The organism is Algoriphagus sp., from assembly GCF_013373065.1.
Taxonomy (GTDB): Bacteria; Bacteroidota; Bacteroidia; order Cytophagales; family Cyclobacteriaceae; genus Algoriphagus.
In genome coordinates, this window is record NZ_JABXIN010000012.1 from 102,311 (window position 1) to 126,628 (window position 24,318).

The following is a 24,318-nucleotide window of genomic DNA, read 5'->3' on the forward strand; positions in this document are numbered from 1 at the left end:
AGATAGCTACGCAGATATTTGAAGATATATCCGCTTTCGCAGATAAGATATTTAACCAATTATCACGTGTCAAATTGCCAATATCTTGCCAAGCTTATCTTATTTTCTAATCGATATCCCCTCCCCAATCAAATATTCTTTCAGTTCAGGAATAGGAATTTCTTTAAAATGGAAAATACTTGCTGCCAATGCTGCATCTGCTTTCCCAAAGGTAAAGACATCTTTGAAATGAGGCATACTTCCCGCTCCTCCTGAAGCAATAACCGGAATGGATAAAGCCGAAGAAATTTCAGCTGTCAATTCATTCGCGAAGCCAGATTTGGTTCCATCGTGATCCATCGAAGTCAACAAAATTTCTCCAGCTCCACGGTCGGCAACTTCCTTAGCCCAAGCTTGGGTTTTAAGTAAAGTAGGTTTTCTTCCTCCATGTGTATGAACAAAGTCTATCCCATCCATATTTCGGGTATCAATGGCCACCACCACACATTGAGATCCAAATTCCTTGGCCATTTCATCAATCACTCCGGGATTTTTTACCGCTGAGGAATTAATTGAAATCTTATCTGCGCCAGCTGCCAATAGCACTTTCACATCTTCCACCGTGGAAATCCCACCTCCTACCGTGAAAGGAATATTGATGGCTTTCGCAACATTGGTCACCAATTCAGCCAAGGTTTTTCGTTTATCGACTGTGGCTGTGATATCCAAAAAAACCAATTCATCGGCACCTTCATCGGAATAGATTTTTGCCAATTCTACTGGATCTCCAGCGTCCCGCAATTGGACAAAATTGACCCCCTTGACGGTGCGGCCGTCTTTGATATCAAGGCAAGGAATGATTCGTTTGGTTAGCATACGATTGAAATAAATAGAACTAAGTAGGTACTTCAAGTTTGGGAAATACTCCGCGAAGCATTTTTCTATCAAGAATTAAATGCCGCTAGTTCGTCCAAACTCACCTTCCCTTCATAATAGGCTTTTCCGACAATCGCTCCATAAACACCGATTTTCTGGAGCTCCTCTAAGTCTTTAACCGAAGAAACGCCTCCACTAGCGATCAACTTCAGCTCAGGGATTTCTTGTAAAATCTCTCGATATAAGTCTACAGAAGGTCCTTGCAATAAGCCGTCCTTCGCAACATCGGTACAAATGACATAGCGAATTCCTTTTTCAACATAGCTTTTGATAAAAGGAATCAAATCGACCGAAGTTGTCTCCTCCCAACCACCAACAGCTATTTTCCGATTCTTTGCATCAGCTCCGAGAATGATTTTATCCGAACCATACTTCGTAATCCATTCATCGAAGAGTACAGGATTTTTTATCGCAATACTCCCACCAGTCACCTGCTTTGCTCCTAAGGAAAATGCCTTTTCGATTTCGGAGTCCGACTGAATTCCTCCACCGAAATCCACTTGTAGATTCGTTCCTTCACAAATTCGCCTCAACACTTCTCCATTCTTTATTTTTTTGGCTTTCGCACCATCCAAATCGACTAAATGAAGCCGCTGAATTCCAGCATCCTCAAAACGTTTGGCCATTTCTAGCGGATCATCATGGTACTCTTTTTTACTACTATAATCGCCCTGACTGAGGCGAACGCATTTTCCTCCGATTAGGTCGATGGCGGGAATGATGTGCATATTTTAGATTCAAGAGCCAAGATTCAAGGATCAAGACTGTTTGATTTAAGGGTTACAGATATGTGTTTTTTGTGGTCTCGACTCCGCTCGACCTGACCGCAAAACATTGTCAGGCTGAGCGGAGTCGAAGCCTAATAAAATAACTAGACTACTATTTAAATACTTAGAAAATTACTCAACAACTTCTCCCCGACCGTACTACTTTTTTCAGGGTGGGCTTGAATCGCCCAATAATTATCCCGGTGAAGAATAGCTGTAAAATCATGAATGTAATGGGTAGTTGCAATGGTTACCTCACTTAGTTCTGCATAGTAGCTATGAACATAATACAAAAACTTGGGGTCTGGCAAATCCCTCAACAAGGGGTTTTCCGCCAAATTTTCAATTTCATTCCATCCAATATGAGGGACTTTGAACTCCTGAGAATTTTCGGGAATGAAGCGCTTTACCTTCACAGGAAATATTCCCAAGCAGTCCGTATCATTTTCTTCTGAATGCTCACAAAGCAACTGTAAACCCAAACAAACTCCCAGAAAGGGTTGCTTGATCTCACGAATGATTTGATCCAAGCCTCGGGATTTTAGATATGCCATGGCTGAACTGGCTTCTCCTTGTCCAGGAAAGACAATCTTATCAGCTGACAAAATTTTCTCCGGATCATCTGTCAATTCAGCATCAGCACCCAAGCGCTCCAAAGCGTAAAGCACTGACTGCACATTGCCTGCGTTATATTTGATTACAGCTACTTTCATTTTTTATTCAATAGGGAGAAATCCTAATTAGCTTCTATTTTACCTTACTTTCAGCTAACATCTCCTCTAAAACTGATTCGATTTCAGGAATGGAATTATATAGTTGCTCGTAACTCTCAATGACGAAATACTTGTCCTGAAATTTATTCTTCCAGTATTCCTGATTCATGATTCTTCGGACATCATATGGATAGTGTGCTGGTTCATCAGAAAGAGAAAATTTAGTCTCACCTGCCGAACTCAAAATACCCGCCCCATAGATACGCAACTCCCCATTTTCACGGATCAAACCAAATTCAATAGTAAACCAGTAAATACGACTAAGCAACTGAATAGCCCAAGGATCATCGATGTGCTTCAATGCAATCCCTGACAACTGTTCCAAGAAGTCTACATATGGCTGATTGGTCAACATCGGCATGTGTGCAAAAGCATCGTGGAACATATCCGGTTCTTCGAGATAGTCAAGTTGATCCATGGTTCGCAACCAAGTAGATGAAGGAAAACGCTTGTTATTCAGCAAACCGAAAAACAAATCATCATCAATTAAACCTGGAACAACCTGTACAGCCCAGCCAGTTGTTTCTGCCAAAATTTCGTTCAGTTCCTCAAAGTTGGCGATGCGATCAGCAGTAAATTTGACTGTCTTTACCCCATCCAAATAGGCTTGGGAAGCCGCATCAGGTAAATTTGGCATTTGACGCTCAAAAAGGATTTTCCAAACCTTGAAATCCTCTGGCGTGTAGGCTGCGTAGTCTTGTTTCAGATCCTGTAATCTCGGGTCGCTAAACACCCAGTCTTTTGGTTTATCAGTCATCGTTTCCGTATTTGGGTTTATATTTTATCTAACTTTTAATCTTCGATTGGGTTTCAGTTTTTTTTATTCCAACCCTCTGAGGGCTAAAGGCAATAAAACCAAAAAAGCCTATCCCTGAGTCGGAATAGGCTTTCATATCGTTTTCCAAAAAAACATACTCATCCTATTCCATCATTGAAGATAGTAGTGAGAGTGATGAATATATGTTCTTGGAGTTGGATTCATGTTTCGAATTTAATCAGCTAAGCGCCTGATTGCAAAATTATTTTACAGCAAGTCGAAAGTTTTTCTTTTTTCGAAGATTTCTCTAATCCAAGCGGTTAACCTGGCACTTTGTGCAAAATCGAGAGTTTGCTGACCATCAGAAAAAGCTTTCTCTGGAATCTCATGGGATTCATAGATAACCCCATCCGCTCCTGCCATTACTCCGGCTAAAGCCATCTGTGGCACATAAGCCCGAATTCCAATTCCATGGGACGGGTCAACGATCACAGGAAGATGAGATTTAGCCTTCAAAATCGGAATAGCATTCAGATCCAAGGTATTTCTTGAAGCCTTTTCATAAGTTCTGATTCCTCTTTCACAGAGAATCAGCTTTTCATTTCCTCCCGAGAAAACATACTCCGCAGACTGTAGCAATTCTTCGATCGTACCAGAAATCCCCCGCTTAATCATGACCGCTTTATCTACTTTCCCGAGCTCATCAAGCAAATTGAAATTTTGGGAGTTTCGAGCCCCCACTTGATAGATATCCACATATGGATACATTTCCTCAATTTGGGAAGTCTGCATCACCTCAGTGACGATTTTGATTCCAGCTTCCGATGCGATGGAATGCCAAAGCTTGAGTCCCTCAATCCCCATGCCCCTGAAGGCGTAGGGAGAAGTTCGTGGTTTAAACACACCGCCTCGCATCATTCGGATACCGTTTTCTACACAATGATCGACCACTTTTCGGATTTGCTCTTCTGACTCGATGGAACAAGGTCCGGTGATAATGGCCATTTCCCCATCCTTTATAAAGACCCCATCTCCCAAATCAATAGAAGTGGGCTTGGCTTTCCATTTTTTGGAAACCAACTTGTATTCATCAGAGACGATGTGAATATCCCGAATACCATCTAACTGGCCGATCTTCCGGATATCGAATTCCTTCTTACCAATACCGATGATGTAATCACCTAATTGGGTTTTTACTTCGGTGGTTTTATATCCGATTCCATTGACCTTTTCGATCAAATTTTCCTTTTGCTTTGAGGAAATATCGGGTTGTAATTGAATAATCATAACGATTTTTGATTTACGAAGTACGATTTACGAGACTTCAGAGCACTTCATGTTTAATTGAACGGTAATTGTAGAATCAATAGTTTTTCAATTCAAAACAGATTGTAGGTAACCTTGTATATCTTGGTTTAATTTTTTTGACTCTTTGATTTTCTTGATAAAAGCCGAACCGATAATGGCTCCATTGCTATAATTAGAGGCAGTGGTAAAGGTTTCTGAATCGGAAATCCCGAAACCAATCAATCGAGGATTTTTCAGATTCATGGCCTTCACTCTTTCGAAATAGGCTATTTGCTCCTCACTGATCCCGCTTTTTGCTCCTGTAATCGAATGGGAAGAAACCATATAGATAAAGCCATCTGTATTTTCGTCAATCTCCCGAATTCGCTTTTCAGAAGTTTGTGGTGAAATCAGAAAAGTATTTACCAAGCCATACTCCTCAAATAAAGATTTGTAATCATCTAGATACTGCTGCATGGGCAAATCAGGAACGATCAACCCATCAACTCCTACCTCTTTACACTTCTGGCAAAATTCTTCCATCCCAAATTGAATTATAGGATTTAAATACCCCATCAAGACGACAGGAAGGTTGACTTTTGCACGAAAGCCACGCAATTGCTCAAAGAGCTTTTTCATACTCATCCCATTTTCCAAAGCAATTTTATTGCTATCCTGAATGGTGGGACCATCTGCAATGGGATCGGAATAAGGAATTCCAATTTCGATGATGTCAGCACCCCCAGCTTGAATCGCTTCCATGATCGGTAGCGTATCTTCCAGATTGGGAAAACCAGCTGTAAAGTAGATCGAGAGTACTCGCTCCTGCTTGTTGTTGAATAAATAATGTATTCGGTTCATTTTAAATACGATTTACGAAATACGAAATACGAGGCTTTTTTGAGCTTTTGACCCTGAAACTTAATCTATTCGTAAATTCAAATAGATATTTCTTTGCGATTGAAAGTGGCTTTTGGAATGAGGTTCAAAATCAGCTCGTGATTCGTACTTCGTATTTCTTAATTTTCAATATCCTCCCCATTTGATATACGTCTCCAGATCCTTGTCTCCTCGACCGGAAAGATTGATGACGATCACATCGTCTTTTCGGTATTCGATCATATTCAAGGCATGGATTGCGTGTGCAGATTCGATAGCCGGGATGATTCCTTCCAATCGACTTAATTCAATCCCTGCTTTCATGGCATCTTCATCCTCAACAGCCACAAATTCCGCCCGCCCCACGTCATATAAATGTGCATGTACGGGTCCAATTCCAGGGTAGTCTAATCCTGCAGAAATAGAGTGTGGCTCGACTACTTGACCATCTTCCGTCTGCATCAAGATGGTTTTTGAACCATGCAAAATACCCGGCGTTCCCAAAACGGTGGTTGCCGCTGATTTTCCCGAACTCACTCCCAAACCTGCAGCTTCAGCAGCTACCAATCGAACTTCAGGAGTATTGTAATAATGGTAAAAAGCTCCCGCTGCATTTGACCCTCCTCCGACACAGGCGATCACCAAATCGGGATTTTCCTGACCTTCTTTTTCCTGCAATTGCCATTTCATTTCCTCGGAAATTACGGATTGAAACCTGGCAACCATCTCGGGATAAGGATGCGGGCCGACAACGGATCCAATGATATAATGGGTATCAACTGGATTATTGATCCACTGCCGCATGGCCTCATTGGTTGCGTCTTTTAGCGTCTTGGATCCGGAGGTCGCTGCAACAACGGTTGCTCCAAGAATTTTCATACGCTCTACATTTGGACGTTGTCGTTGAATATCCAGCTCTCCCATGTACACCGTACATTCCATGCCCATCAGAGCACATACCGTTGCAGTTGCCACTCCATGTTGGCCAGCGCCTGTTTCTGCGATGATTCGCTTCTTCCCCAGCTTCTTAGCCAGGATAATCTGACCGATGGTATTGTTGACTTTATGGGCACCGGTATGACAAAGATCTTCCCGCTTCAGATAGATCTTAGCACCGTACTTTTCTGATAATCGCTGTGCCAAATACAAAGGAGTCGGTCTTCCCACATAGTCTTTCAAAAGCATTCGAAACTCCTTTTGAAACTCAGGGCTTTCCATGATTGCCTCATAATTTTCTCGAAGCTCCTCCACATTCGGATGAAGCATTTCAGGAATATAGGCTCCTCCGAATTTGCCATAAAAGCCTCTTTCATCCACTCTAATCATATCTTGTCCAATTAATTGACTTCCTCAAAAAGAAGTCTATGTTTAAATTCTTTCAGTTTCTCAATGTTTTTCAGCCCTGGTGCATCCTCAAATTTAGAATTGAGATCAACCCCTTCTAGTTGAGGAATTTCCTTTTGCAAAGCCTTTATTTCTGCAATACTTTCTTCATCCAATCCCCCGCTTAAAAGAAATTCTTTGTTGAAGGGATAAGTTTTCAAAAGCTCCCAATCAAATTTTCTCCCCGTGCCCCCATGTTTGGGACTAGCGGTGTCAAATAGAAATTTGCTAACATAAGGCAAAAAGCCCTCTAAATCTTCCCAGTTAATTTCACTTGCTACCGATACTACTTTCCACAATTCACAAGTAGATTTTTTAGATAGGTTTTTAACTAGTTCAATTCCTTCATTTCCGTGAAGTTGAATTGCAGAAAGATCAAAGAGTTGAACCTTTCTGAGAATTTCATCTAATGATTCATTCACAAAGACTCCAACCTTCTTGATTGGAAAATCCTTCAGTTCCTCCGCATATTCATCTGAAACATAACGGGGAGATTTGGGATAAAAAATCATCCCCATCCAGTCTGGATTTACTTCTGAAATCAGACTCTGGATATTATCCGAATCCCGCATGCCACAGACTTTGATTTCCATCAGGCTTTTGATAAAGCTTCAGCTCCCAATAATCTTTTGTATTCCTTTATGAAATTATAGGCTGCTTGCTCAGGACGACTTGACTTCATGAAGTTTTCACCGATCAAAAACCCATCAAATCCAGCCTTATTAAGTTTTACAAGGGTATTCGGGTCAGAGATTCCGCTCTCAGAAATCTTTACAAAGGAAGATGGAATTTGATCCACCAAGCTCAAAGAGGTGTCAAGTGACACTTCAAATGTTTTTAAATTTCGGTTATTGATCCCAACCAAATCCACTCCATCGTTCAAGCTTTTTTTCAATTCTTCACCATCATGAACTTCCAGCAAAACTTCCAGCCCAAGACTTTTTGCGAAGTAAGCCAATGACTTTAGCTTCTCGGGTTCCAATGCTGCTGCAATCAAAAGCACACAATCGGCTCCAATGGATTTTGCCTCAATCAATTGATATTCATCCACTACAAAATCCTTTCGCAAAATTGGGCAAAAGTTGAATTTTCGAGCAGTCTTCAAATCTTCATTGGATCCCCCGAAGTATTCCTTATCGGTTAAAATGGAAAGTGCTGAAGCGCCTGCTTGCATATAGCCAATACTCACTGTTTCGACCAGAGCATTTCCATTAATCAAGCCTTTAGATGGGGACTTTCGTTTGAATTCAGCTATAATTCCTGATTTTTCAGGATGCTGAATATATTTTTTCATGGATACCACCTGACCTTCGAAAAAGATGCTTTTTTCCAAAAGCTTTACTGGAATTAAGCTTTTCCGCTCCTCAACCTCTTTGTATTTATCTGCAATTATTTTTTCTAAAATATTCATAAGTAACTCTTAATTAAACGAAACTGAAGTTTTGGGATTAACCAATCCATTAAAGACATCCAATGCTTTCCCACCTAATAAAACTTCTTCTGCCTTAGCTACCGCATTTTCAAAAGAAAGCGAAGGATCCGCTGTCACCAAGGCTGCTGCCGAATTTGCCAGAACCACCTGATTTTGAGCTTTGGTACCTTTTCCTTTCAAGATGGATTCAAAGATTTTTGCTGACTCCTCTACTGTAGCTCCTCCTTTTATTTCGGATGCCTTCAGCGTAGAAAGACCGATTTGCTCTGGCTTGTACAATTTTTCTCCAGTATTTGAAATCATCTTGAAATCACCTGTCAAAGAAATCTCATCATAGCCATCTAAGGAATGTAAAATCGAAAACTGGGCATCAGATTCCTGATACAAATAGGCGTAAAGCCGGGCCAACTCAAGACTGAATACTCCAACCAATTGCTTCCGCGGAAAGCTTGGATTTACCATAGGGCCAAGCATATTGAAAAAGGTTTTGACCCCTAATTCCTTTCGCACTGGAGCGACATTTTTCATTGCAGGATGGAATAAAGGCGCATGCAAAAAGCAAATTCCTGCCTCATCCAAAGAACGACGAATTTCATCAATATTATTGGTGAATTCGTAGCCAAAATACGCTAGAAGATTGGATGAACCACAGATAGAAGAAACCCCTGTATTTCCATGCTTAGCAACATTTTGACCCGCACCGGCCACAATAAAAGATGAAAGTGTAGAAATATTGAAAGTATCTTTCCCATCGCCACCGGTTCCGCACAGATCCATCGCATCGTATTCAGAAATTTCTACTGGAATACACAGTTCCAACATCGCTTCTCTAAAGCCACGCAACTCTTCGACCGTAATACTACGCATCAAATACACTGTCATAAAAGCAGCGATTTGACTGGAATTATAACCACCTGTTGCAATATTTTTTAATACTTCCCGAGCTTGATCCTGTGAGAGGGTTTTATGCTCGATCAATTGATTTAATATTTCTTTCATACTCTTCTTTCTTATCGATTTTCAACTTCTATCAGGATTCCAGCCAGTTTTTAATGATTTGGACACCATGTTCGGTCAAGATACTTTCCGGATGAAACTGAACCCCTCGAACCGCAAATCGCTTATGCCTAACCGCCATGATTTGATGATCGGCTGTTCGGGCAATTACTTCCAAATCCGGGGATAAAGTTTCTTCATTGATCACCCAAGAATGGTATCTACCAATTTGAAATGATTCTGGAATACCTTCAAACAGCAAATCCCTTTCCACTTTTACTTGCGAAGCAACTCCATGAAGAACCTCAGAAAGATTAATCAAACTACCACCAAATGCTTCTCCAATAGCTTGATGACCTAAGCAAACCCCCAAAATGGATTTTTCTGAAGAATACATCTTTAGTAATTCCGGCATTATTCCCGCTTCGGACGGAATTCCAGGACCTGGTGAAAGTAGGATTTTATCATAAGAAGCCACTTCTTCCAGACTGATTTTATCATTCCGAAAAATATCCATTTGCTGCCCATACCCCAATTGCCTGATAATATATACCAGATTATAGGTGAAGGAGTCGTAATTATCGAGGACTAGAATTTTCATATTTCTTCCGCTGCTCTTAATGCTACCCTTAACGCTTCCAACTTATTCGCCACTTCCTGTAACTCGGATGGGATGGAGCTTTTGGCAACGACTCCTGCACCTGCTTGGAATCGCAATTGATTGTTTTCAGACACAAAAGACCGGATCAAGATGGCGTGATTGAAATCTCCGTTAAATCCCAAATAACCAATGGCTCCTCCATAGAATTGTCTACTGGTATTTTCCAATTCATCAATCAATTCCATGGCTCGGTATTTTGGAGCTCCTGACAAGGTACCTGCCGGAAAGGTATCGGCCACCAATTGAAGTGGATTAGCCCCTTCTGCCAATTGACCCGTCACTTTGGAAACGAGGTGGATCACATGAGAATAATATTGGATTTCCTTGAAGACCTCAACTTCCACTAAATCAGAGGATCTGGATAAATCATTTCGCGCTAAGTCCACCAACATTACATGCTCTGAATTCTCCTTAGGGTCATCGTAGAGCTTACGAGCCAACTCCGCATCCTCAGCATCATTGCCTGTGCGTCGAAAGGTGCCTGCAATAGGATAAATCGTAGCTTTTCGGTTTTTGACTACAATCTGGGCTTCGGGTGAACTCCCAAAAACCTTGAATGAACCGTAATCAAAATAAAACAAATAAGGCGATGGATTGACCGAACGAAGTGCTCGATACACATTGAATTCATCTCCTTTGAATGCTGTTGTAAAGCGTCTTGATAATACAATCTGAAAGACATCTCCTCGAAAACAATGCTCCCGACCTTGATTTAAAATTTTCAGGAATTCTTCATCGCTGTAATTGGAAATCTCCTCTCCCACAGTTTTGAAGGAATAAGCCGGAATATTTTTATTGTTGAGCAACGTTTCGATTTCTGAAATGTATTCTTGATTTTTTGCCCCAGCTACCCGGTGTTCGAAGAGATACAATTCATTTTTATAATGGTCCACCACGATGATATTCTGATACATCGCATAGTACATCATAGGGGTATCATTCGGCTGAGTTTTGCTCAACTTGATATCTTCAAACCACCCAACTGTATCGTATTGAATGTATCCAAAAAGTCCATTGGTACTGAACTTAAATTTATCTGGAGTCGGATCGAATTTATTCCCAAAAGCCCGAAGAGAATCCATCAAAGACTTTTTTGAACCGACTTCGTACTGAATCTCCTCCCCATCAGGAAGCTTTTCGGTGATCTTGCCTCCATTGAAGGAAAATGTAGCTAATGGATTAAAGCAGATATACGAATAACTATTTTCCTGACCGTGGTAATCAGAACTTTCCAACAAAATCGGATTGGCAAAACGGTCCCGAATCTGCAGGTAAATACTAACTGGAGTGATCGTATCAGCCAATCGCTTTCGGAACGTCGTCAGAATAGGAAATTTTACGTGGTTCATTTTGAAATTTTTTAAACATAAAAAAAGGCTTACCGGGAAATCCAGTAAGCCATTTTATATTCATTGCAACTCAAATTTAGGCAAGGGCTTGCTGTACTTTCCCGGGGAAAGAATTCAAATGCCACCACCAATATTTGTTTGTTGTTGTTTTCATAAGTCTGTGACAAATTTAGAAAGGGATTGGAATTGTCAAAGCCCATTCCTAAAATTTATCGCCTATTTTTGAAAAAAAATTAATCGATCCCACATGGCCAAGGCAATCACTCAGTATTTCAAGCGAATTTTTGACGATTACCAAGTTTTGGTACAAGTGAATCCAGAGGACTTCACGGGTATCGAACTGATCGTACACCCTGATGGGAAAATTGAAAAGACTGAGATGGAATTTGATGAAGAGATATTTGAGGACCTAGAAGAAGATGAATTTCAACCCTGCAGTCCTTTGGAATTTCAACTTCTTTTGGCGAAGGCCTAATCAGAAAGTTATCGAATCTTTGTCAACCTGAGCGGAGTCGAAGGGTCCTCGACTCCGCTCGGACTGACAAGTAATTACTTTATGGGAAGCGCGAAGTGGGATAAAAAATTTCCCCAAAAAATCACTTCTTCATATACCCATCTCTGATCGCTTTAAACTCAGAACCTTCTTTCCAATTGGGCCATTGAATGGAGTTTGAAATGTTTTGTCCGACGTTGTAAAGCAATTGCACGTCATCTACAGCACCCTCTAAGTTCCATCGGCCCGGATCATATTCATCCGATGGTTTGTGATAATATTCCATCGTATAATTGTCTTCCATTTCCATCCCATATTCCTTCCCCTTTTCTTCGTGGTCTACCCCATTTTGAAAGTACAAGGCAGGTACGCCTACTTTTGCAAAATTGAAATGATCCGAACGGAAATAATAGCCGGCAACAGGGTTAGGGTCAGGCGCGGCATAGCGTCCTTGCTTTTCCAATTCAACTTCCAACAAATCTTCCATCTCAGACTGTCCTTTCCCAATCACGGAAACATCCCGCATTTTCCCATAAGGATTCACCCCATCAATATTGATATTGGCAACGGTTTTATCCACTGGATAAATTGGATTTTGTGCGTAGAAAGCAGAACCTAACAATCCTTGCTCCTCAGCAGTCACCGCCAAGAAAACAACAGTCCGTTTTGGCGCCTTCGACTCATGAAAAGCCTTTGCTAAGGCCAACAAGGCAGCTGTTCCTGAAGCATTGTCCAAGGCTCCATTGTAGATGCTATCACCTGTTTCATCCGGTTTTCCGATTCCAAAATGATCCCAATGTGCCGAATAAATTACATATTCTTCAGGACGTTCCGTTCCGGTGATTTTTGCAACCACATTTTTGGAAGCATTGTAAGTTGCTTTGACCGTCATGGACGAACTTGCAGTCAAGCCCAATGGAATAGCTTCAAAATCTGCCTTTCTGGCTTTTGCCAACAACTCCCGCTCATTGAGACCTGCCATTTCAAAAAGCTTGTTTGCTGTAGGAAGCGTAACCCACCCTTCGATCGCTAGCTTATAGCCCTCTTTTCCACGATCATCCAAGTACAATTTGGAGGCATTCCAAGAATTTTGAATCACATTAAAGCCATAACCTGCAGGAATGGTATTATGAACTATCAGACACCCCAAAGCTCCTTGACGAATAGCCTCTTCATATTTGTAGGTCCATCGTCCATAGTAGGTCATGGTATTCCCTTTGAAAAATGAAGCATCTTCGGTTCCAAATCCCGGGTCATTCACTAAAACCACGACGATCTTTCCTTTCACATCGATGTTTTTATAATCATCCCAACCATATTCAGGAGCTACGATCCCAAAACCGGCAAAAACAAGCTCAGCATCTTGAAAAGCGATGGCAGAATCTGTTCGTTGAGTCCAAAAAACATAATCTTTTAGCCCCTCCAATGTCAGAGATTCTTTGGAAGATTTAATTTCCATCGATGGAGCAGCCTCTGTAAATACTGAAACCAAAGGAACATCCTGAATGTAGGAATCACCATTTCCGGGCTCCAAACCATAAGATTCAAATTCATGAACCAAAAAATCAATCGTCTTCTTTTCTCCTTCCGAAAAAGGCATTCGACCTTCAAAATAATCCGAAGACAAACTATCAATAAGTGGCTCAAGATCAGAAACCTGAAATTGATAGGGCTTTTCAGGACTACAGGCTACCCAAGCAAGTAGGGAGGCAAGAAGAAATAAGTTAATTCGTTTCATAGCTCTAGAGAATAATTAGCAGGTAGTAAGCTACATAAAATTTGAATTTGGAGATAATTTTTAAAAAATTAGAGCTAGATAAAAACCTTCACTTTTTAAAATGAAAATCGCAATCATCATTATTTCAATCATTCATGGGCTAATCCATCTCCTCGGTTTTTTGAAAGCCTTTAAACTTGCAGAAATCTACCAATTAAAACAGCCCATTTCTACCTTGGCAGGTGGGTTTTGGTTATTGGCAAGCGTCCTCTTTTTGGCTTTTGCACTTATTACTTATCTGGAAAAATCCATCACTGGATATCTAGGTCTAGTTGCCATTATTTTATCCCAGATTTTAATTTTCACAGTTTGGCAGGATGCAAAATTCGGAAGCTTGGCGAATCTTTTTTTGCTATTAGTTTCCATCCAAATGATTTTCTATGCGATTTGGGAGCAAAAACTAACTCGCGAAAAATCCGATTTCATTAACAAAATGGAAGCTGTAGAATTGCGCAAAGTTCAAGAGGCTCCAGCTATTATTCAAAAGTGGCTAAACAGGATTGGATTTGATGAAAATCACTCCATGATATCAGCTGAAATTCATCAGCTCGCCCAAATGAAAATGAAACCTGACCAGGAGGATTGGAAAAAGGCAACCGCGTATCAAATCAGTCGAATAAATTCTCCTGCCTTTCATTGGGAAGTAAAAATGGAAATGATGCCCGGATTGACCATTTATGGAAGAGATCAATTTTTAGAGGGGAAAGGAGAAATGCTCATTCGACTGGGGGCAATTCTTTCCATTGTTGACGAAAAAGGGTCGAAAATTGATAAGGGAAGTCTACAACGGTTACTTGGAGAATTGGTTTGGATACCAAGCTTGGCACTTCATCCTCAGGTTTCATGGAAAGAACTTGACGATCATTCCTTAGAGGGAAGTCTGAAGGTAGGCAAAACAACAGGAAAGGGTATCTTTTACTTCAATGAGGACGGGGATTTCACAAAGTTTGAAGCGCTTCGATATTATGAAAACAAACCCGAATCAAACCGATTTCCTTGGATCCTAACCGTAAAAGAATATCGAGATTGGGATGGAATTAGAATTCCAAATCACATGGAAGCCACTTGGATCCTACCTGACGGAGATTGGACTTGGCTAGATCTAAAAATCACCTCATTAAAATATTCCTACTGATCACTTTTTTTTGATGCTAATCACCTCAAGATGTGATGGATATCATTCAATTTTCATTCGAAAGAAATGATATTCATTTCATCATTTAAACAACAAAAAAATGGGCACTATAACTAAACGAAGTAGAGGTTTTTGGCCCAAAATGGCCCAAGACTTCTTTGGAGCAGAAAATCCCTTCGAATGGGATAACAAGTTTTGGATGACGGATAAATCCGTAGAGGTTCCCTCAGCGAATGTAATCGAAAATGACAAAGAATTTAAGATCGAACTTTCCGCTCCGGGATTTGATAAGAAGGACTTTAAAGTGGAAGTTGAAGATGGCGTTTTGAACATTTTTGCTGAAAAAGAGCACAGAGACGAGGAGGAAAAAGAAAACTATCGTAAAAAAGAATTCTCTTATACCAGCATCAGGAGATCCTTTGTACTTCCTGAAAATGTTGCCGAAGAAACCATCGATGCCAAATACGAAAACGGTCTATTGAGATTAGTCCTTCCAAAAAGTAAAATGGCTCAAAAAGACCATAAAAAAGCCATTGAAGTAGGTTAAGTAGCTTCCGTAGGGAAACACTTTTTTGTTAGTAAAAGGAAAGCCTCGGTTTAAATAAGCCGGGGTTTTCTTTTTCCTGTGGGCAAAGCCCCTTCATTGGAATTATGCAATTATTTGCAGAAATTACTTCAAACCCAAACGCCATGAACTTCAATCTAAAACCTTCTTTGGTTGCATTTTTCTTATTGGTAATTGTAAGCGCTTGCCAAAAGAATCAAATCCAAATCCCAGGACTTCAGGCAGAGGTGGAAGTCATCCGGGATGAAAACGGAATCAATCATATTTTCGCTCAAAACGAACAGGATCTTTTCTTTTCCCAAGGCTATTTAGCTGCGAAAGATCGACTGTTTCAATTTGAACTTTGGAGAAGACAGGCTACTGGGACACTTTCTGAGATTTTAGGAGAACGGGAATTGGAACGGGACCGAGGGGTGCGTTTATTCAAATTCAGAGGTGATAAGGAAACCGAACTTCGTCACTATCATCCGAGGGGAGTAGAGATCGTTGATGCGTTTGTGGCAGGAATCAACACCTATATAGAAGAAGCGAGACAAAACCCCGAAGAACTCCCCATAGAATTTAAGATGTTGAATATTCTTCCCGAACCATGGACTTGGGAAGTTGTTATTTCCCGCCATCAGGGACTTTTGGAAAATGTGGTGGACGAATTAAACATCAGTCGAGTTGTTAGTCAAATCGGAGTTGAAAAAGCAAAAGAGCTATATTATTTCCATCCCAATGAACCCATTTTGGAACTGGATCCTGACATCCCAGAGGAGTTATTAATGAAGGATATTTTAGCTCCTTATCAAGCTTTTCGAAAGCGTGTGGAATTTCTACCGAAGGACATTACAGAACCCTATAGAATTCAAAATGAAAACTTTGATGAATCCACCGCAGAATTAGAAGAATCCATTGAATACACGCTGGCTTCGGATGCCTTTGCACAAGGAAGTAATAATTGGGTTGTTTCAGGAGAAAAAACGGATACAGGCTTCCCTTTAATGGCGAATGATCCCCATCGGCTGCAAGCCATTCCCTCACTACGATATTGGGTCCATTTAAACGCTCCGGGATGGAATGTGATTGGAGCAGGAGAACCTGAAATTCCGGGAGTATCCATCGGCCACAATGAATATGGGGCTTGGGGCTTGACGATTTTCTCTACAGACAATGAAGACTTGCGCATCTATGATCTCGACCCCGAGAATCCGAAACGTTATTATTACAAAGGGGAATGGCTGGAATTAGATGAGATTCAGGACACCATTCACATCAAAGGAGGAAAAACAAAAGTTGTCACACACCAATATACCATTCATGGTCCCGTCACCTTCGTCGATCAAGAATTGAATAAGCTTGTAGCTGTCGAATGTGCCTGGCTCGAACCCGGGTCGGCGCCTTATTTGGCGAGCCTGCGAATGGATCAATCACAGACTTGGGAAGAGTTTCGGGAGGCTTGTACTTACAATAATATTCCTGCTGAAAATATGGTATGGGCTGGCAAAGATGGAACGATCGGTTGGCAGGCTACCGGTATTACCCCCATTCGAAAAGGATTTTCAGGTTTGGTGGCTACTCCGGGAAGGGGCGACCATGAATGGGACGGCTACCTACCCATTGCAGACCGCCCTCATAAAGTCAATCCAGAATCAGGATTTATTGCAACCGCAAATCAAAATGTTGCCGAAGAAAACTACCCCTATCCAGAAGCTTTGGGCTATGAGTGGGCAGACAATTTCCGAGGCGAACGGATCAAAGAAGTCTTAAGCAAAGACCGGAAGTTCACAATCGAAGAAATGGGGGACTTACAAAATGACTACCTCTCCCTACCGGCACGAAAGTTAGTCCCCTTCTTGAAAAACTTAACTTGGAATAATCCGCTTGCAGATTCATTAAATCAAAAATTACAAGAATGGGATTTTGTATTGGATAAAAATTCGTTTGAAGCTGGGGTATATGTAATGTGGGAGCGGATTTTAAGAAATAAAGTCTCGGATTTTATGATCCCAGATGAAATAAAACCTTGGCTCGGAAGCATTCAATTGACACGAGTTTTAGAATGGATGGAAAAGCCTGAATTGATGTATTCCAATAACCCATTGGAAAATCGGGACCGCCTTTTGGCTGACAGCTTTGAAGAGGCACTTCAAGCTCTTGAAAATAAATTAGGCCCAAATCCCAAAAATTGGAAGTATGGTCAGGCGGATTACAAACATGCCCAAATAGTTCATCCTTTGGGTAAAGTCGTGAATGAAGAATGGCAAGCCAAATTAAACACCGCTATTCTCCCCCGCGGAGGCTATAGCTATACGCCTGGAGCCAATGCCTATGGAGACAACAATACTTCAGGTGCTTCCTTCCGAACCGTAGTCAATACGGGAGATTGGGAAAAAGCGATAGGAATTAATACCCCTGGCCAGTCAGGAAATCCCGAAAGCTCATTTTACAAAAACCTGTTTCCAATTTGGGCAAATGATGAGTTTGTAGATCTCCCTTTTTCAAAGGAGCATATTCAATCTAAAAAAGCATATGTGGAACAGTTAATTCCCGAAGATTAAACCCACCACCAGTCTTTTCCTTCCTTGAGACCGATTTGAGCAAGGTTCTTATGAATCTCAATCCGCTCTTTCTCGTCAGGATATTCTGTTATCAACAATTGGGGTTGCGTAAGTTTTTCAATCCGATGAAAATCGCCCATCTCCTGAATTTTGAAGTGGATATGATGGGATTTGAGCAACTTGGAAATCAACTCTGATTTTTGGTTTTTACCCCATATGATCAAGGGGGCTCCACGAAAATCATTTTTTAAAAAAGCATTGATTTTTAATTCAAAAAACAAACGTTGATTGTAAAAATTTGAATTATGAGAGGCACGGTCTGGATGATCTCTCCAATACAAAGTCAATTCCTGAACCGCCTCAAAAGCAATCTGATTCTCATACCATTTGATCGCCAAGTCGTAATCCTCAGGATAATGAAGGATTCCGAATCCGCCTATTAAATCAATATTTTCCCGATAGGTAAGCCAATTCGGAGAAGCGATGACACAATCCCTGTAAATATTGGCATATTGATTACCATGCATGTTTACATCATTCAGCCAACTTTGATAATCCAAATAACCTGGACTCACCTCATGTTCAGAAAAGTACAATACTTTTCCAGTGACTACCGTCCGTTTGTCGCAGCGAAGTAGGCGATTCCGCATGATTTCCAATCGATGATCCGGCATGCGGTCATCGGGATCCATTCGGGTGATCATATTTCCTTTGGAGGCAACAAAGGCCAAGTCCAAGGCAGGAATAATCCCATGGTTGGTATTGGAAAATAAAAGGAATCGGGAATCCTTTTTTACAAATTTTTCAAAAATCGCCTTGCTCCCATCGGAAGAAAAATCATCCACCCCAATCACTTCAAAATCAGCAAATGATTGATTTTCAATAGACTCTAAACATTCCTCTATCCAAGCTTCAGCATTTTTAAAAGGAATCAATATGCTGATCTCGGGTGATTCTTGTTTTTTTCCAGACATTTAAATCCCCTCCTGCTCTATCAAGTACACCAAAGCCGTCATGGCTGCAGCACCCAATTCTAATTCCCGTTGATCAACGGCCTCAAAGACATCTGCAGGCGTATGATGATAGATGAAATAGCGTTGGGAATCCGGATGCAATCCTATCAAAATCGGCCCTTGATCCCGAAGCGGACCAATGTCTGCTCCTCCACCCGGCACATCAAATTTCCAAATATTATAAGGGGTAAAAAGATCCTTCCAACTGACTAGTTTTGATCGTTGGGCATCGGTACCGGAAGATGAAAAACCAAGAGGTAAAAATCCTCCCGCATCGGATTCAATAGCCGCGATGTGTTTCTCTCCTTTCTCTTTAGCTACCCTGGCATATTCTCGACCTCCCATCAGGCCATTCTCTTCATTCATCCACATCACAGCCCGTATGGTGCGTTTTGGTTTCCAACCAAGCTCCTTATAAATCCTTAAAACTTCGATTGCCTGTATACATCCTGCACCATCATCATGCGCTCCTTCTCCCACATCCCAAGAGTCCAAATGCCCTCCAACAGCAATGATTTCTTCTGGTTTTTCGGTGCCTCTTATTTCTCCAATAACATTGTAGGAAAGAACTTCTCCTTTCATCTCCCCTTCAGACTTAAGGAAAACCTTTAGATCAGATTGTTCCTCCAGGAGATCACTTAATAATTCTGCATCCTTGGTACTAATAGCCAAAGAAGGAATTTCAGTATATTCCGGATTGTAACGTTGATTTCCAGTATGGGGAATTTCGTCAATTCGATTACTCATGGAACGGACAATCACTCCCACAGCTCCAAATTTTGCAGCTTCGGCGGCACCGGAACCCCGCTGCCCTACAGCACCACTATAAGCTTGAAAAGTGTTGACTTTGGTGGGATCCATTGGTTGATTATAAAACACAATCTTTCCTCTCGCACCCTCTCCAAGTGCCTGTAGGCCATCTAACCCTTGTACTTCTACAACTTCGCCGAGCAAACCTGAAGGTCCTGTTCCCTGCGTATTCCCCAAAGCCAAAGCATGGAGATCAACAGTTCCCAATTTTTCAGAATTGACAATCTTTACCTCATCTTTTCCACCGCGTACCCAATGCGGAACCATTACAGGCTGTAAATACACTGTGTCGAATCCGTAGCTTTCCATAAGTTGTCTGGTATATTCCACAGCAGCTGCAGCTTGTGGAGAACCTGATAGCCGATGACCAATTTCTTTGCAGAGGTAGCGCAGATTTTCATAGGTATGGCCTTGCGTCAACTCCAGATTGAAAATAGTTTGAATCTTTTCTTTATGGCTTTGTGCCCAAGAAAAGGCAGGAATTAGAAAAAGAAATAGAAGTAATTTTTTCATGCTTGATTGGGTTTGGGATGAAATGAATAAAAAGTTCGGAATTTTCAAACCCAAATCAGGATAAAGAGGAAAATTAGCCTATCACTTGAAGACCAGAATCAATAGAGCGGCAGGAATTTCGTATCTTATTTTTTCATCTAATCCCATAACCATGAAACTAGGAGCATTCTCAATCAGTCTCTCAGTGAAAAACTTAGAAACCTCCCGAAAATTCTATGAGCATTTAGGCTTTTCGGTTTTTGCTGGAAGTGAAGAGATGAATTATTTAATCATGAAAAATGAGGAAACTTTAATCGGACTTTTCCACGGAATGTTCGAAAAAAACATCCTCACCTTTAATCCAGGTTGGGATCAAAATGCCCAAGAATTAAAAGAATTTGACGATGTGCGAAAAATCCAACAGACCTTGAAAGAAAATGGGATCCCACTAGCTCAAGAAACCGAACCTCAGAAAAAAGGCCCGGGAAGCATTTTATTATTCGATCCGGATGGAAATGGAATTTTAATTGATCAGCATATTTGAGCAGAGTTTTTTGGTAATTTTTCTCACAGAAAAATGCCTTTTATTAACCCTACATTTGTCAAAAAACCTTTCCAATGAGAAATTTCGCCCCTTTTTTCCTCTTTCTAATTCTAGTTTTCACTTCCTGCCAATCCGAAAAAGGATCCCAACAGGATTCAGTCGCAGGAGAAGTGGTGAATCTTAACCCCCAAGAGTTTCAGAAGTTGGGAGCTACTGGAAATGTACTTGATGTCAGGACTCCTGGAGAAATTGCCCAAGGAAAAATAGAGGGAGCTATTGAGATTGATTATTACCAACCTGATTTCAGGAAAAAAGTTGAAGGACTTCCAAAAGACGAACCTGTTTTACTTTATTGTGCGGTAGGTGCCCGAAGTAGAGAAGCTGCAGATTTATTGTTAGAGATGGGATTTACAAAGGTCTACCATTTACAGGGTGGAATTCAAGCTTGGTATCAGCAAGGCCTTCCCATAATCCGAGAATAAAAACTAATACACATCCAGAATGAAATAGCGGATTCCTCCATACTCGAAGGAATCCCCTTCGACTTTTCCTTGCATCACTGGAAAAATCGGGGCTTTTGTGGATATTCCGAACAATGATTTTCCTTCCACATCAAACTGTTCGATCGAAGTAGAAACAAAGAATATCCGCTGATCCGTTTCTACAACAGCTCCCTCATTGACTCGTTCCAAAATCTTTTCCGGGTCAATGGAATCTAGCGTTTGCAATTCTTTCTTCAAAAACATGAGCTCGTGTTCCAATCGCACAATCATTTCATTGTCGCTGCTACTCCCTTTTTGAGATTGGCTGGCACTTTCATCGTGATTGGTAAGATTTTCACGAATATTTTTTAGTTCCTGATCAAAATCTGCAATCGTCTGCTTTTGCTTTTGTTTACAGGCCTCTATAATGCTTTTCTTGGAAAGTCGATCGGATGTCATAGCTCTTGGAGTTTATTATCAATATTAGCCACCAAATCCCAGTCTAAAAATGACAATTATCACCTCTTATCCTGAATAACACCAGTAAGGCAAACAGCATTTTAAATCCAACAGAGCAAGAACTATTCAAATCTTCAATTTTGAGGTTGAAAGACCTCGTGATTTTCATTTCCTCCCGAAATCAGGTATGCCATCAAATCCTTCAGTTCTTCCTCATTTAGGCGATTAATGAGCCCCGGAAGCATGATGGAAACATCTGAATTTTTGGTAAAGGCGACTGTATTTTTTGGTACAGTCCGTAGGTTATCAGGCGCAAAAGGATTCTGTGACACATAAAAATTTGCATCATCCTCATTGGTCAGTCGTCCTACGACTGAGCCCCCTTCTCTCAATTCAAAGACAGTCGCATGATATTGCTCTGAAATCACGGCACTGGGGTGGATGGTGGCTTCCAAAATATCCTTTTTCGAGAAGCGAGTTCCCAATTGGGTTAAATCTGGTCCAATGATTCCTCCTTCTCCTTGCATGGTATGGCAAGACTGACAAAGCGTAGCCTGATACATGGCTTTTCCTTTGATAAAATCTCTGCCTTCAAGTGTATCTACCACGGCGAGCGCCTCGTCAACTGTCCAGCTTCTTCCGGGACCTTCAGGTTGGATACCTGTATTCGCGATATCATTGCCACTAGCAGTCAATAATTTTCCACCAGAAAGCTCATCATACTTTTCGAAATCTTCTGATGCCACATGAGACAAAGCCATTTTGCGGCTACGATCCAAGAAGCCTACATAGCTCCTACCCCCCTTGTAATTGGTAAGAGCATTCTTGATCCAGGCAAAATATTCTTCCCGCATTTCAGGAGTCCAACCTGTCTCAGCTCCTCCCAAAACGGTGGCAAAATAAGTAGCTTGGGCTGGTGGAACATTCGCTAGCATATTGGCAATATCCAAGCCGTATTGAGGATTTCGGAATACCAGTTCAGCAGAAGAAGTGAAGGTCTTTTGATAGTCTGAATCGTCTTTGGCTGTTTTCAACAATGCCAAGGTCTTTTCCACTGCATCTGGTGCATTAAGGTGGGTCAAAAGCACCGAAAGTGAACGGTTCAAAAGATTGTCATCAGCCGGGAAATTCGGAGAAAGATAAGTTACTAAATCTGATTTAATTGGATTTGCAGCCTCATCAAATCGATATAAAATCACTTCAATCGTCCGAAGTAAATCCTGCCTTTCTTTTTCCGAAAGTCCAGAATAATCAATGCTCATCAAGGCCTGCAGCATCGGAACAGCATCTGCATTTTGACCGTGTCGGGCCAAAGCTAATATTGCCTGGGTTTTCTTCACAGCATTGGGTTCGGTTAATGCTTTTTCCTTCCAAGAATCAATCGGTTGATGCTCTAAGGCTATCCTTGCTGCATATTGAACAAAACGATCTGTATGATTGAGATTTTCCCAAGCCAGTTCCAGTCCAGCCGGATCTGCCGGACTTTGATGGTATTTTTCTAAATCACGACGAAGTTTTGCCTCCGCCGGAAGAGCTGATTCTGTTAAAGGTTGGTATGAATCCGGAGATCCTTCATAATAAACGCGATACAAATCCGACTCTAGCCTTCTACCTCCTGTCGCAAAATACATTGCACCATCTGGACCAATCGTACCATCAGTCAAGGGTAGCGGGGAACCTGAAAGAAACTCTTCAGCTGTTGCTTGATAACTTGCACCTAAAGGTGTCAGATGGATAGCGTAGATAATGCCAAAACTCCAATCAAATGCAAACAAGGCTTTTCGGTAATTGGATGGAAAGTTTGCTTCCGTTCCAAACATCACGTTGGTGGGAGAACCTTGCCCAATATTCAAAACAGCGGGAAGGTTGTCAGGGTAATTGGGAGACCACTTGGCATTCCCTGTTCGCCAACCGAATTCCGCCCCACTCGTCACGTGATTGATTCGTGTAGGACGATACCAAGGCATCCCAAAGTCCCATTCCATATCCGAATCGTAGGTGAATAGATCTCCCACTTCATTAAATGCAATGTCAAACTCATTTCTGAATCCCGCTGCAATCAATTCCCAATTTTTACCTTCAGGATCAATTTGTGCAATCCAGCCTCCCGGTGCTTTTCGGTTATTCGCATGCCCCCTAGGATCCTTAATCAAAGGAAATAAATTGTCTTCATCCCAAACCCTTGGCAAACGATATTGATCCATTTCCGGCACATCTACATGGTTTCCAGCAGAAAGAACAATATGGGTTCCATCTGGAGATAATTTCAAAGAGTGCGGTCCGTGTTCTCCGGGTTCTCCTGAGAAAGTTCGTATCTCCGTGACCGTTTCATACTGATCATCCCCATCCAAATCCTGAATCCGGTACAAGCCTGTACTTTTTGAAAATCGATCATCCGGATTATGGTTAACCATAACATACAGACTATTGAAAGCATACAATAATCCTTGTGCATAGCCCATACCCACCTGCGGTTCAGCCACATTTCCAACGATCAATCTTTCCACCTTCGGAGTTACATCTTCAGAACCAATTGTAGGAATTGTCAGTCGATACAAGAATCCGTATTGGTCGGCAGTAATCATTCTGCCCTTCTCATCAAAGGTCATCGCTACCCAAGATCCCTGCTCATTTTCTCCTGGACTGTACAAGTGCTCTACCCTAAAGCCTTCCGGGATTTTGAGCTTATCGATTTTAGGATTACCTGTTAATTCTCTTTCGGATCTAGGTTTTTCACAAGAAAACACCAGCAACAAGACGGCTAGAAAAATGGATAAAACAGGGATTTGATTACGGGTTATCATGG

At 41.3% G+C, this 24,318-nt stretch carries 23 protein-coding genes; 6 read left to right on the forward strand and 17 right to left on the reverse strand.

The genetic code is table 11. From position 1 onward, the window contains the following. Positions 1–99 precede the first annotated feature (99 nt). The 12 genes from hisF to HWE15_RS08575 form a co-directional block, all read right to left on the reverse strand. Entirely contained in the window at positions 100–855 is a 756-nt protein-coding gene (hisF, locus tag HWE15_RS08520) for an imidazole glycerol phosphate synthase subunit HisF (RefSeq protein ID WP_290507098.1), read from the reverse strand. Positions 856–923: 68 nt separating this feature from the next. Further along, positions 924–1,643 (reverse strand): 1-(5-phosphoribosyl)-5-[(5-phosphoribosylamino)methylideneamino]imidazole-4-carboxamide isomerase, encoded by a 720-nt coding sequence (hisA, locus tag HWE15_RS08525; RefSeq protein WP_290507099.1) that lies wholly within the window; start codon positions 1,641–1,643, stop codon positions 924–926. Positions 1,644–1,798: 155 nt separating this feature from the next. Then, positions 1,799–2,395 carry an imidazole glycerol phosphate synthase subunit HisH gene (hisH, locus tag HWE15_RS08530; RefSeq protein ID WP_290507100.1) on the reverse strand — a complete coding sequence of 199 codons (597 nt, stop codon included), beginning with the start codon at positions 2,393–2,395 and terminating at the stop codon, positions 1,799–1,801. Positions 2,396–2,429: 34 nt separating this feature from the next. Further along, the gene (locus HWE15_RS08535) at positions 2,430–3,212 is read right to left on the reverse strand and encodes a phenylalanine 4-monooxygenase (RefSeq protein ID WP_290507101.1); all 783 of its coding nucleotides are present in this window, start codon (positions 3,210–3,212) and stop codon (positions 2,430–2,432) included. Positions 3,213–3,479: 267 nt separating this feature from the next. Continuing rightward, entirely contained in the window at positions 3,480–4,499 is a 1,020-nt protein-coding gene (locus HWE15_RS08540; RefSeq protein ID WP_290507102.1) for a bifunctional 3-deoxy-7-phosphoheptulonate synthase/chorismate mutase, read from the reverse strand. Positions 4,500–4,586: 87 nt separating this feature from the next. Beyond that, complete coding sequence (trpA, locus tag HWE15_RS08545) at positions 4,587–5,360, reverse strand: tryptophan synthase subunit alpha (protein ID WP_290507103.1); 774 nt, start codon at positions 5,358–5,360, stop codon at positions 4,587–4,589. 165 nt (positions 5,361–5,525) lie between these two features. Next, positions 5,526–6,704, reverse strand: a complete 1,179-nt coding sequence (gene trpB, locus HWE15_RS08550) for a tryptophan synthase subunit beta (RefSeq protein ID WP_290507104.1) — start codon at positions 6,702–6,704, stop codon at positions 5,526–5,528. A gap of 11 nt (positions 6,705–6,715) precedes the next feature. After that, positions 6,716–7,354, reverse strand: a complete 639-nt coding sequence (locus HWE15_RS08555) for a phosphoribosylanthranilate isomerase (protein ID WP_290507105.1) — start codon at positions 7,352–7,354, stop codon at positions 6,716–6,718. Continuing rightward, the gene (trpC, locus tag HWE15_RS08560) at positions 7,354–8,172 is read right to left on the reverse strand and encodes an indole-3-glycerol phosphate synthase TrpC (RefSeq protein WP_290507106.1); all 819 of its coding nucleotides are present in this window, start codon (positions 8,170–8,172) and stop codon (positions 7,354–7,356) included. The genes HWE15_RS08555 and trpC overlap by 1 nt, the downstream gene beginning before the upstream one ends. Positions 8,173–8,181: 9 nt before the next feature. Continuing rightward, on the reverse strand, positions 8,182–9,192 hold the full coding sequence (gene trpD, locus HWE15_RS08565; RefSeq protein ID WP_290507107.1) for an anthranilate phosphoribosyltransferase: 1,011 nt from the start codon (positions 9,190–9,192) through the stop codon (positions 8,182–8,184). Between the two features lie 31 nt (positions 9,193–9,223). Beyond that, complete coding sequence (locus HWE15_RS08570) at positions 9,224–9,790, reverse strand: aminodeoxychorismate/anthranilate synthase component II (protein ID WP_290507108.1); 567 nt, start codon at positions 9,788–9,790, stop codon at positions 9,224–9,226. Beyond that, positions 9,787–11,199, reverse strand: a complete 1,413-nt coding sequence (locus tag HWE15_RS08575; RefSeq protein WP_290507109.1) for an anthranilate synthase component I family protein — start codon at positions 11,197–11,199, stop codon at positions 9,787–9,789. The genes HWE15_RS08570 and HWE15_RS08575 overlap by 4 nt, the downstream gene beginning before the upstream one ends. A gap of 247 nt (positions 11,200–11,446) precedes the next feature. On the opposite strand from HWE15_RS08575, the gene HWE15_RS08580 reads away from it, so the two are divergent. Further along, positions 11,447–11,674 (forward strand): hypothetical protein, encoded by a 228-nt coding sequence (locus HWE15_RS08580; RefSeq protein ID WP_290507110.1) that lies wholly within the window; start codon positions 11,447–11,449, stop codon positions 11,672–11,674. Positions 11,675–11,795: 121 nt separating this feature from the next. Here the strand turns inward: HWE15_RS08580 and HWE15_RS08585 are convergent, their stop codons facing one another. Then, positions 11,796–13,430 carry a M28 family metallopeptidase gene (locus HWE15_RS08585; RefSeq protein ID WP_290507111.1) on the reverse strand — a complete coding sequence of 545 codons (1,635 nt, stop codon included), beginning with the start codon at positions 13,428–13,430 and terminating at the stop codon, positions 11,796–11,798. 100 nt (positions 13,431–13,530) lie between these two features. Here HWE15_RS08585 and HWE15_RS08590 point away from each other — a divergent pair, with 100 nt between their 5' ends. The 3 genes from HWE15_RS08590 to HWE15_RS08600 all read left to right on the forward strand — a co-directional run bounded on the left by HWE15_RS08590 (position 13,531) and on the right by HWE15_RS08600 (position 17,712). After that, entirely contained in the window at positions 13,531–14,604 is a 1,074-nt protein-coding gene (locus HWE15_RS08590; protein ID WP_290507112.1) for a DUF6544 family protein, read from the forward strand. Positions 14,605–14,704: 100 nt separating this feature from the next. Continuing rightward, positions 14,705–15,151 carry an Hsp20/alpha crystallin family protein gene (locus HWE15_RS08595; protein WP_290507113.1) on the forward strand — a complete coding sequence of 149 codons (447 nt, stop codon included), beginning with the start codon at positions 14,705–14,707 and terminating at the stop codon, positions 15,149–15,151. A gap of 143 nt (positions 15,152–15,294) precedes the next feature. Further along, positions 15,295–17,712, forward strand: coding sequence for a penicillin acylase family protein (locus tag HWE15_RS08600; RefSeq protein WP_290507114.1), 2,418 nt, complete (start codon positions 15,295–15,297; stop codon positions 17,710–17,712). Here the strand turns inward: HWE15_RS08600 and HWE15_RS08605 are convergent. Further along, positions 17,709–18,686, reverse strand: a complete 978-nt coding sequence (locus tag HWE15_RS08605; RefSeq protein ID WP_290507115.1) for a glycosyltransferase family 2 protein — start codon at positions 18,684–18,686, stop codon at positions 17,709–17,711. The genes HWE15_RS08600 and HWE15_RS08605 overlap by 4 nt on opposite strands. After that, positions 18,687–20,048, reverse strand: coding sequence for a M20/M25/M40 family metallo-hydrolase (locus HWE15_RS08610; protein ID WP_290507116.1), 1,362 nt, complete (start codon positions 20,046–20,048; stop codon positions 18,687–18,689). 151 nt (positions 20,049–20,199) lie between these two features. Between HWE15_RS08610 and HWE15_RS08615 the strand changes: the two genes are divergently transcribed. Continuing rightward, on the forward strand, positions 20,200–20,571 hold the full coding sequence (locus HWE15_RS08615; protein ID WP_290507117.1) for a VOC family protein: 372 nt from the start codon (positions 20,200–20,202) through the stop codon (positions 20,569–20,571). A gap of 74 nt (positions 20,572–20,645) precedes the next feature. Continuing rightward, positions 20,646–21,053: a rhodanese-like domain-containing protein gene (locus tag HWE15_RS08620; protein WP_290507118.1), complete on the forward strand. Its 408-nt coding sequence runs from the start codon at positions 20,646–20,648 to the stop codon at positions 21,051–21,053. Between the two features lie 3 nt (positions 21,054–21,056). Here HWE15_RS08620 and HWE15_RS08625 read toward each other — a convergent pair whose 3' ends face one another. After that, positions 21,057–21,512: a hypothetical protein gene (locus tag HWE15_RS08625; RefSeq protein ID WP_290507119.1), complete on the reverse strand. Its 456-nt coding sequence runs from the start codon at positions 21,510–21,512 to the stop codon at positions 21,057–21,059. A gap of 134 nt (positions 21,513–21,646) precedes the next feature. Continuing rightward, the gene (locus HWE15_RS08630) at positions 21,647–24,316 is read right to left on the reverse strand and encodes a c-type cytochrome (protein WP_290507120.1); all 2,670 of its coding nucleotides are present in this window, start codon (positions 24,314–24,316) and stop codon (positions 21,647–21,649) included. Positions 24,317–24,318 lie beyond the last annotated feature (2 nt).